Source organism: Amycolatopsis sp. cmx-8-4 (assembly GCF_046548675.1).
Lineage (GTDB): Bacteria > Actinomycetota > Actinomycetes > Mycobacteriales > Pseudonocardiaceae > Amycolatopsis.
This window is the reverse complement of record NZ_JAEBDZ010000032.1, coordinates 46,016-55,305: the sequence shown is the minus strand read 5'-3', so window position 1 is coordinate 55,305 and position 9,290 is coordinate 46,016. Positions and strand designations below refer to the sequence as shown.

Annotated in this window: 1 protein-coding gene (cut by a window edge); it reads right to left on the bottom strand. The window is 75.1% G+C overall.

Annotated elements, in window-relative coordinates; translation table 11 throughout:
* Positions 1–26: 26 nt before the first annotated feature.
* Positions 27–9,290: the final stretch of a type I polyketide synthase gene (locus ACLJQZ_RS41125; RefSeq protein ID WP_410626303.1), read on the bottom strand. It continues 17,862 nt past the right edge of the window; the window shows 9,264 of its 27,126 coding nt (coding positions 17,863–27,126); the start codon falls outside the window, past its right edge; it ends in the stop codon at positions 27–29.

Sequence of the window (9,290 nt, the reverse complement as noted above, 5' to 3'; positions counted from 1 at the left end):
GTGTCAGCTCCGTAGGTTCATCGGGATCAGGTGGCCTCACCGTCGAGCGCGGCGCGGACCAGGTCGTCGAGCGACATCCCGTCGATGTCTTCGCTCGCCTTCCCGGTGCCGCCGACCGGGTCCGGGACCTGCCCGGCCAGGCGCCGCAGGGGTTCCAGCACGCCGATCTCACGCAGGCGGGCCAGGGGTACCGTCGCGAGCAGGGCTCGCAGTGCCGCATCGTCGTCGTTGGAATCCGTGGCCGGCACCAGCTGCCGGACCAGGTCCGCCGCCAGCACCGCCGGGGACGGGTGGTCGAACACCAGCGTCGCCGGCAGTTCCAGGCCCGTCGCCGCGGCCAGCTGGTTGCGCAGCTCGATCGCGCTGAGCGAGTCGAAGCCCAGTCCGGAGAACGGCCGTTCGGGGTCGACCGCGTGCGGCCCGGCGAAGCCGAGCACCGCGGCGACCTGGGTGCGGACGACGTCCAGCGCGGCCTTCTCGCGGTCCAAAGCCGGCAGCTTCGCCAGCTTGTCCCGCAGGGCCCCGGAGACGTCGACCGGTGCCTCGGCCGTGAGCCGGTGGTACTCGGGCAGGTCGGTCAGCAGCGGGCTCGGGCGGGCCGCGGTGAACGCGCGGAGGAACGTGGCGTGGTCGATGTCGGCGACCACCGGGGTGGCGTCGGTCGCCAGCACGACCTGCGCGAACGTGGTGAGCGCGAGGTCCACCGGCACCGGCCGGGTCCCGGTGCGCTTAGCCCGGGCGGCGGCGTCGGCCGTCTCGGCCATGCCGGCCTGCCAAGCGCCCCAGGCGATCGACGTGCCCGGCAGCCCGGCGCGGGTCCGGTGTTCGGCGATCGCGTCGAGCACGGCGTTCGCCGCGGCGTAGTTGGCCTGCCCGGCGTTGCCGACCGAGCTGGACGCCGAGGAGAACAACGCGAAGACGTCGAGGTCGAGGTCCAGTTCGCGGGTGACCTGGTCGAGCACCCGTGCCGAGTCGGCCTTGGCCGCGAAGACGGCGTCGAACCGGTCGGCGTCGTAGCTTTCGAGGACACCGTCGTCGAGCACGCCGGCCGCGTGGACCACGGCGGACAGGGGCGCGTCCGCCGGGACGTCGGTCAGCAGGGTGCGCACGGCGGCCGCGTCGGTCAGGTCGCACGCCACGATCGATGCGCGCTCGCTTAGCTCGGCCAGCAGTTCCGTGGCGTCGGGGGTGTCCGGGCCGCGGCGCCCGGTCAGCACGACCTTGGCCGCGCCTTCGTCGAGCAGCCAGCGGGCCAGCCGCCGGCCCAGCGCACCGGTGCCACCGGTGACGACGACGGTGCCGTGCGGGCGCCACGCCTTCGGGGCCGCACCGGACGGCGTCCGGACGAGCCGGCGGGCGAACACGCCCGCGGCCCGCACCGCGACCTGGTCCTCATCACCGGCGAGGATGCCGCCGAGCCGCGCGACCGCGTGGTCGTCGAGCTCACCCGGCAGGTCGATCAGGCCACCCCAGCGGCCCGGCTGTTCGAGCGCGGCCACCCGGCCGAGGCCCCAGAGCGCGGCCTGCGCCGGTGAGGTGAGCCGGTCGGACGGGATCGCGGTGACGGCGCCACGCGTCAGGCACCACAGGGGTGCGGTGCTGCCGGTCCCGGCGAGGGCCTGCAGCAGCGCGGTGGTCGCCGCGACCCCCGCCGTCGGCGTCGATTCGTCCAGGCCGAGCAGGGAAACGACGCCGGCGACGTCGTCGAACCCGCCGAGCGCGGCGGTCAGCGACGCGCGGTCGGTGCCGGTGACGTCCATGCGCTCGGCCCCGAGAGCCTTGACCACACCGGCGGCCCAGGCGTCGTCGGTGCACCCGGCGGGCACGAGGACCAGCCAGGTACCGTCCGGGACGACGCCGAGGGAGCCGCCGAGCGGCTTCCAGGCGATCCGGTAGCGCAGGTCGTCCACAGTGGACTGGGTGGCCCGGCGGTGCTTGAGGTCCAGCAACGCGGGCAGGACGGCGTCGAGCGCGGCGCGGTCGACACCGAGGCCGGCCAGGGACTCGGCGTCCAGCTCCGCCCACAGGTCCTCGCTGGTACCAGCGGTGACGTGGGTCTGGTCCGGCCAGAAGCGTTCGTGCTGGAACCGGTAGGTGGGCAGGTCGACCGGCCGCGCGCCGGTGCCGGCGAAGAAGTCCGCCCAGCGGACCGGGGTGCCGGCGACGTCGAGGCGGGCCAGCGCGGCGACCACGGACGACTCGTCCGAGCGGCCCTTGCGCAGGGCGGCGGTGACCGTCGCGGCCTCGCCGGCGAACGAGCGGGTCAGCGCCGCGAGGGTGCTGTCCGGCCCGAGCTCGAGGTACTTGGTGACGCCGAGGGCGCCGAGGGCGGAGATCGCGCCGGTGAAGAGCACCGGACGGCGGGCGTGATCCACCCAGTACCGCGCGTCCTGGATCTCCGGCCCGGCCGGGGAGGCCGTCACCGTGGACACGATCGGGAGCACCGCGGGGGCGTACACCACCCCCGCGGCGACCCGCCCGAAGTCGTCCATCATCGCGTCCATGTGGGACGAGTGAAACGCATGGCTGACCCGCAAATGTCTAGTCTTTCCGCCCGCCGCCGCGACGGCCTCGGCCACTTCGGCCACGGCGTCCTGGTCGCCGGAGACGACCACCGCGTCGGTCCCGTTGACCGCCGCGATCGACAGCCGGCCGCCGTACCCGGCGACGAGGCGCTCGGCTTCGGCCTCGGTGGTCTGCAGCGAGACCATCGCCCCGCGCGGCAGCTCCTGCATGAGCCGGCCGCGGGCGGCGATCAGCGTGCAGGCGTCGGCCAGGGACAGCACCCCGGCGACGTGCGCGGCGGCGAACTCGCCGATCGAGTGCCCGACGAGGTAGTCGGGCCGCACGCCCCACGACTCGACGAGCCGGAACAGCGCCACTTCCAGCGCGAACACAGCGGGCTGCGCCCACCGGGTCTCGGCCAGCAGGTCGGCGTCGTCGCCGAACATCGCGTCGCGCAGCGAGCCGGGCAGTTCGAGGTCCAGGTGCGCGAACACGGCGTCGAGCGCCTCGGCGAACACCGGGAACCGCGCGTAGAGGTCGCGGCCCATACCGGGACGCTGGGAGCCCTGCCCGGAGAACAGGAACGCGAGCTTCCCGCCCGTCTGCGGGCCCGTGAGCACCAGCGGCGACGTCGTCCCGGCGGTGATCGCGGCGAGCCCGGTCAGCAGCTCCTCGCGGTCCTCGGCCACGACGGTGGCCCGCGACTCGAGCCACGCGCGGGTGGTCGCCGCGGAGTACGCGACGTCCGGCAACGCCAGCTCCGGCCGCGCGGCGAGGTGGTCCCGCAGCGCGCGGGCCTGGGCCCGCAGGCCGTCCGGCGTCCGCGCCGACAGTTTGACCGGCACGGCCACGGCGTCGGCGGGCTCCCGCGTCGGCGTCGGCGGGGCCTGTTCGAGGATGAGGTGCGCGTTGGTGCCGCTGGCGCCGAAGGCCGACACCGCCGCGCGGCGCGGGCGGCCGGTGGCCGGCCACGGCGTGCTCTCGGCCAGCAGCGACACCGTGCCCGCCGACCAGTCGACGTGCTCCGAGGGCCGGTCGACGTGCAGGGTCCTGGGCAGCAGCCCGTGCCGCATGGCGAGGACCATCTTGATCACCGCGGCGGCGCCGGCGGCGGCCTGGGTGTGCCCGATGTTGGACTTGACCGAGCCGAGCAGCAGCGGCCGGTCGCGCTCGCGGCCGTAGGTGGCCAGCAGGGCCTGCGCTTCGATCGGGTCGCCGAGCTTGGTCCCGGTGCCGTGCGCCTCCACGGCGTCCACTTCGGACGCCGTGAGCCCGGAAACGGCCAGGGCGCGGGTGATCACGCGTTGCTGGGCCGGGCCGCTGGGCGCGGTGAGGCCGTTGGACGCGCCGTCGGAGTTGACGGCCGAGCCGCGCACGACGGCGAGGATCGTGTGCCCGTTGCGCCGCGCGTCGGATTCGCGTTCCAGCACGATCATCCCGACGCCCTCGGACCAGCCGGTGCCGTCGGCGGCGTCGGCGAACGCCTTGCAGCGCCCGTCGGCCGACAACGCGCCCATCTCGCCGAACTCGACGAACCCGGCCGGGCTGGACATGATCATCACGCCGCCGGCGACGGCGAGCGAGCACTCCCCCGCCCGCAGCGCCTGCGCGGCGAGGTGCATCGCCACCAGCGAAGACGAGCACGCGGTGTCGACGGTGACCGACGGGCCTTCCAGCCCGAAGGTGTAGGAGACGCGGCCGGACAGCAGGCTGCCGGCCTGGGCCGTGGACTGGTGGCCCGCGGTGTCGGTCGGCGGCCGGTAGTCGCCGGAACCGCCGCCGATGTAGACGCCGGTGTCGCCGCCGCGCAACGCGGTCGCGTCGACGCCGGAGCGTTCGAACGCCTCCCACGCCACTTCGAGGACGAACCGCTGCTGCGGGTCCATCACGATGGCCTCGCGCGGCGCGATCCCGAAGAAGCCGGGGTCGAACTCGGCCGCGTCGTGCAGGAAGCCGCCTTCCTTGGCGGCGCTGCTGCCCGGGCCGTCGCCGGTCAGGGTGGCCAGGTCCCAGCCGCGGTCGGCCGGGAAGCCGCCGACGACGTCACGTTCGTCGACGATCGCCCGCCAGAGCTCTTCCGGCGAGCCGATCCCGCCGGGGTAGCGGCAGCTCATGCCGACGATGACGATCGGATCGCCCGCGACCGGGGCGGCCACGCTCACCTGCGCCACTTCGGCCTCGCCGATCAGCTCGCCGAGCAGGAACGCGGCCAGCTCGCGCGGGGTCGGCCGGTCGAAGACCAGCGTCGCCGGGAGCCGCAGGCCGGTCTCGGTGCTGAGCGCGTTGCGGAGGTCCATCGCGGTGAGCGAGTCGAAGCCCAGCGCGGAGAACGCGCGGTCGGTGTCGATCTCGGTCGTGTCCGGGTGCCGCAGCACCTCGGCGACGGCCGTCTTCACCACGTCCAGCACGACGTCGGCCCGGTCGCCCGCGGACTGGGCGAGCAGCCGGTCGCGCAGGCCGTGGGTCCGCTCGCCGGCCTCGGCCGGGCTGTGGAGCTGCGCCAGCAGCGGGCTCGGGCGCCGCGCGGTGAACGCCGGGCCGAACCGCTCCCAGCGGACGTCGGCCACGACGGTGGTGACGTCGTCGGCGCGCACGGCCGTGGTGAGCGCCGTGACGGCGGTCGCCGGGTCGAGCGCGGGCAGGCCGCTGTCGCGCAGGTGGTCGAGGTCCTCGTCGGCGCCTTCCCACGCCGAGAACGCGACGACCGCCGCCTTTTCACCGCGATCCCGGCGCTGCCGGGCGAACGCTTCGAGCGCGGCGGCCTCGGCGGCTTCGTCACCGCGGCCGCGCACGCCCCACACCCCGGCGATCGAGGTGAGCAGCACGAACGCGTCGAGTTCCTTGCTGTCCAGCAGGTCCGCGAGGTGCCGGGCACCCGCGAGACCCTCGCCGTGGACGACGGCGTCGGGCGGGAACTGCGCGAGCAGGTCGCGCAAGGCATCCGGGTCGGCCGTCGCGCCGCGGACGACGTGGACGCCGTCCCGCTCGGCGAGCCGGTCCGCGATCGCGGCGGCCGGGCCGTCACCGGTGACGAGCACCGTGCCGAACGGCTCCCAGCGCTCACCGGTCGCTGTCGCGCGGGTCAGGCGGCGGCCGTAGGCCCCGGCCGCCCGGACGGCGACCTGGTCCTCGTCGCCGGCGAGCACGCCGGCCAGCCGGGCCGCGGTCCGCGCGTCCAGCTCGGCGGGGACGTCGACGAGACCGCCCCAGCGCACCGGGTCGTGCAGCGCGGCGACGCGGCCGAAGCCCCACAGGGCGGCCGTTTCCGGCGAAGCGATCCGTTCGGCCGGGGTCACGGCGACCGCGCCCCGGGTCACGCACCACACCGGCGCGTCGAGGCCGGCGTCGTCGAGCGCGGCCAGCAGCGCGCGGGTGTCGGCCACGGTGTCGAGCAGGGACACGATCCGCGTGGCCCGCACCTGCGTCAGGTCGGCGTCGGGGCGATGGACCTCGGCACCGAGGGCGTCGGCGAGGGTCGCGGCCCATGCAGTGTCCGGACCGCTGATGACCACGACGTCGGCGGCGTCAGCAGCGCCGACGGTGACGGGCTGCCAGGTGATCCGGTAGCGCAGCTCGTCGGCGGCGGATTCGACGTCGCGCTTGCGGCGCCACTCGGCCAAGGCGGGCAGTACGGCGGTGAGTGCGGCCGGGTCGACGTCCAGGGCGGTCGCCAGCTCGGCGCCGTCGGCGCGGTCGACCGACGCCCAGAACTCGGCGTCGACGGCGGTCCCGGCCACGGCCGTGGCGGGCGCGTCGGGCCAGTAGCGACGGCGCTGGAACGCGTAGGTGGGCAGTTCGGCCCGTCGCGCGGCGGTGCCGGCGAACCAGACCGCCCAGTCCGGGTCGATGCCGGCGGTGAACAGGGTGCCGAGCGCGGTCGCGGCACTGTCCTCTTCGGACTTTCCGCGGCGGAGCACCGACACGACGACGCGGTCGTCCGCCTCGGCGACGAGCGGCGTCAGGACGGCGTCCGGCCCGATCTCGACGTACAGCGAGACGTCCGACTCCGCGAGCCGGGTCAGCGTGTCGTCGAACCGGACGGTGTCGCGCACGTGCCGCACCCAGTACTCCGGCGAGGTCACGTCGCCGGACGTCACGACCGGGATCGACGGCGCCGCGAACCGCAGGCCCGCGACGACCGTGCGGAACTCGTCGAGCATCGGTTCCATCAGGTGCGAGTGGAACGCGTGTGAGACCGAAAGCCGTTTGCTGCTCTCGAAGTTCGCCGCGACGGCGAGCACGGCGTCCTCGACTCCGGACAGCACGATCGACTCGGGCCCGTTGACGGCGGCGAGGTCGACGCCGTCGGTGAGCCGGACATCCGCCTCGGCCGCGCGGACGGCGACCATCGCGCCGCCCGTCGGCAGCGCCTGCATCAGCCGGCCACGCGCCGCGACGAGCGTGCACGCGTCGTCCAGGGACAGCACACCGGCGACGTGGGCGGCGGCGATCTCGCCGATCGAGTGCCCGGCGACAAAGTCGGGGCGGATCCCCCACGACTCCAGGAGCCGGAACAGCGCGACCTCGACCGCGAACAGCGCGGGCTGAGCCCAGCCGGTGTGGTTCAGCTCGGCCGCGTCGTCGCCCCAGGTGACGTCCCGCAGCGAGCCGGGCAGCCCGGCGTCGAAGTGGGCGCAGACCTCGTCCCACGCCTCGGCGAACACCGGGAACCGGTCGTACAGCTCGCGGCCCATGCCGAGGCGCTGGGCGCCTTGGCCGGAGAACAGGAACGCGCTCACGCGCTCACGAGCGACACCGCGAGCCACGACCCGGCCGCCGGCCAGCACGGCCCGGTGGTCGAGCGCGGCGCGTCCGGTGGCCAGGGTGAACCCGGCGTCGAGCGCGTCGGCATCGACGTCGGCCAGCAGGGCGAGCTGCGCGTCGAGCGCGGCCGCCGAGCGGGCCGACACCGGCCACGGCACGACCGCCGGGCGAGTGCCAGTGACCTCCTCGCGAGCGGGCGGCGCCTCCAGGATCACGTGGGCGTTGGTGCCGCTGACGCCGAACGACGACACGGCGGCGCGGCGCGGGCGGCCGGTCTCGGGCCACGCGGTCGCCTCGGTGACGAGCCGGACTGCGCCGGCGGACCAGTCCACATGGGACGACGGCTCGCCGACGTGCAGCGTCTTCGGGACAGTGCCGCGCCCCAGGGCCAGCACCATCTTGATGACGCCGGCGGCACCGGCGGCGGCCTGGGTGTGGCCCAGGTTCGACTTCACCGAACCCAGCAGCAGCGGCTCCTCGCGCTCACGGCCGTAGGTGGCCAGCAGCGCCTGGGCCTCGATCGGGTCACCCAAGGTGGTCCCGGTGCCGTGCGCCTCGACGACGTCGACGTCCTCAGCAGCCAGTCCGGCGTTGGCCAGGGCCTGGCGGATCACGCGTTGCTGCGACGGGCCGTTCGGGGCGGTGAGCCCGTTGGACGCGCCGTCCTGGTTCATCGCCGAACCCCGCACCACGGCGAGGACGTCGTGGCCGAGGCGGCGCGCGTCGGACAGCCGCTCGACGACCAGCACGCCCGCGCCCTCGGACCAGGTGGTGCCGTCGGCAGCGTCGGAGAAGGCCTTGCAGCGGCCGTCGGCGGCGAGGCCGCCTTGGGCGTCGAACTCGACGAAGGAGAACGGGCTGGTCATCACCGTGACGCCGCCGACCAGGGCCAGCGAGCACTCGCCCGAGGCGAGCGACTGCGCCGCCCAGTGCAGCGCGACCAGCGACGACGAGCAGGCCGTGTCGACCGTGACGGCCGGGCCTTCCAGGCCGAGCGTGTAGGACAGCCGGCCGGACAGCACGCTCGCCGTCGTGCCGGTGGCCATGTGCCCGGCGACGTCGGCGCCCGAGGTGAGCAGCAGGCCGGTGTAGTCCTGGCCGTTGGTGCCGACGAACACGCCGGTGTCGGAGCCGCGCAGCGTCGCCGGGTCGATCCCGGCGTGCTCCAGGGACTCCCACGACGTCTCCAGCAGCAGCCGCTGCTGCGGGTCCATCGCGAGGGCCTCGCGCGGCGAGATGCCGAAGAACCCGGCGTCGAAGTGCCCGGCGTCGGGCAGGAACCCGGCCTGGCCGGCGCTGATCGTCGAGAGGTCCCAGCCGCGGTCGGTGGGGAACGGCCCGATCGCGTCGCCGCCGCCGTCCAGGAGGTCCCAGAAGGTGCGCGGCGAGGTGACGCCGCCGGGGAAGCGGCAGCCGATGCCGACGATGACGACCGGGTCGGTCGCGTCGGCCCGCGTGGCCGCCGTGGTCGTCGTGAGTTCGGTGGTGCCGACCAGTTCGCCGAGCAGGAACGCGGTCAGCGCGCGCGGGGTCGGGTGGTCGAAGACCAGCGACGACGGCAGCGCGAGCGCGGTCGCCGCGCCGATGCCGTTGCGGAGTTCGACTGCGGTGAGCGAGTCGAAGCCGAGGTCGGCGAACGCGGCGTCCGGTGCGACGGCCCCGGCGTCGGAGTGCCCGAGGACCATCGCGACCTGCGTGCGCAGCAGGCTCAGCAGGTGCTTCTCGCGGTCCGCGTCGGGCAGCCCGGCGAGGGTGGTGCGCAGGTCGCCGCGCTCCCCCGCCTCGCGGGCCTGGCTGAGCACGGCCTTAGCCGCGGGCAGGTCGGCCAGCAGCGGGAACGGCCGGCCGATGCTGAACGCCGGGATGAACCGGGTGAAGTCGATGTCGGCGACGACCACTTCCGCGTCACCGGCGCCGATCGTGCGGCGCATGGCCGCGATCGCGCGGTCCGGCGGCAGCAGGGCGAGCCCGCCGCGGCCGACGCGGTCCCGCACCCCGGCGTCCCCGCCGAGCATGCCGGC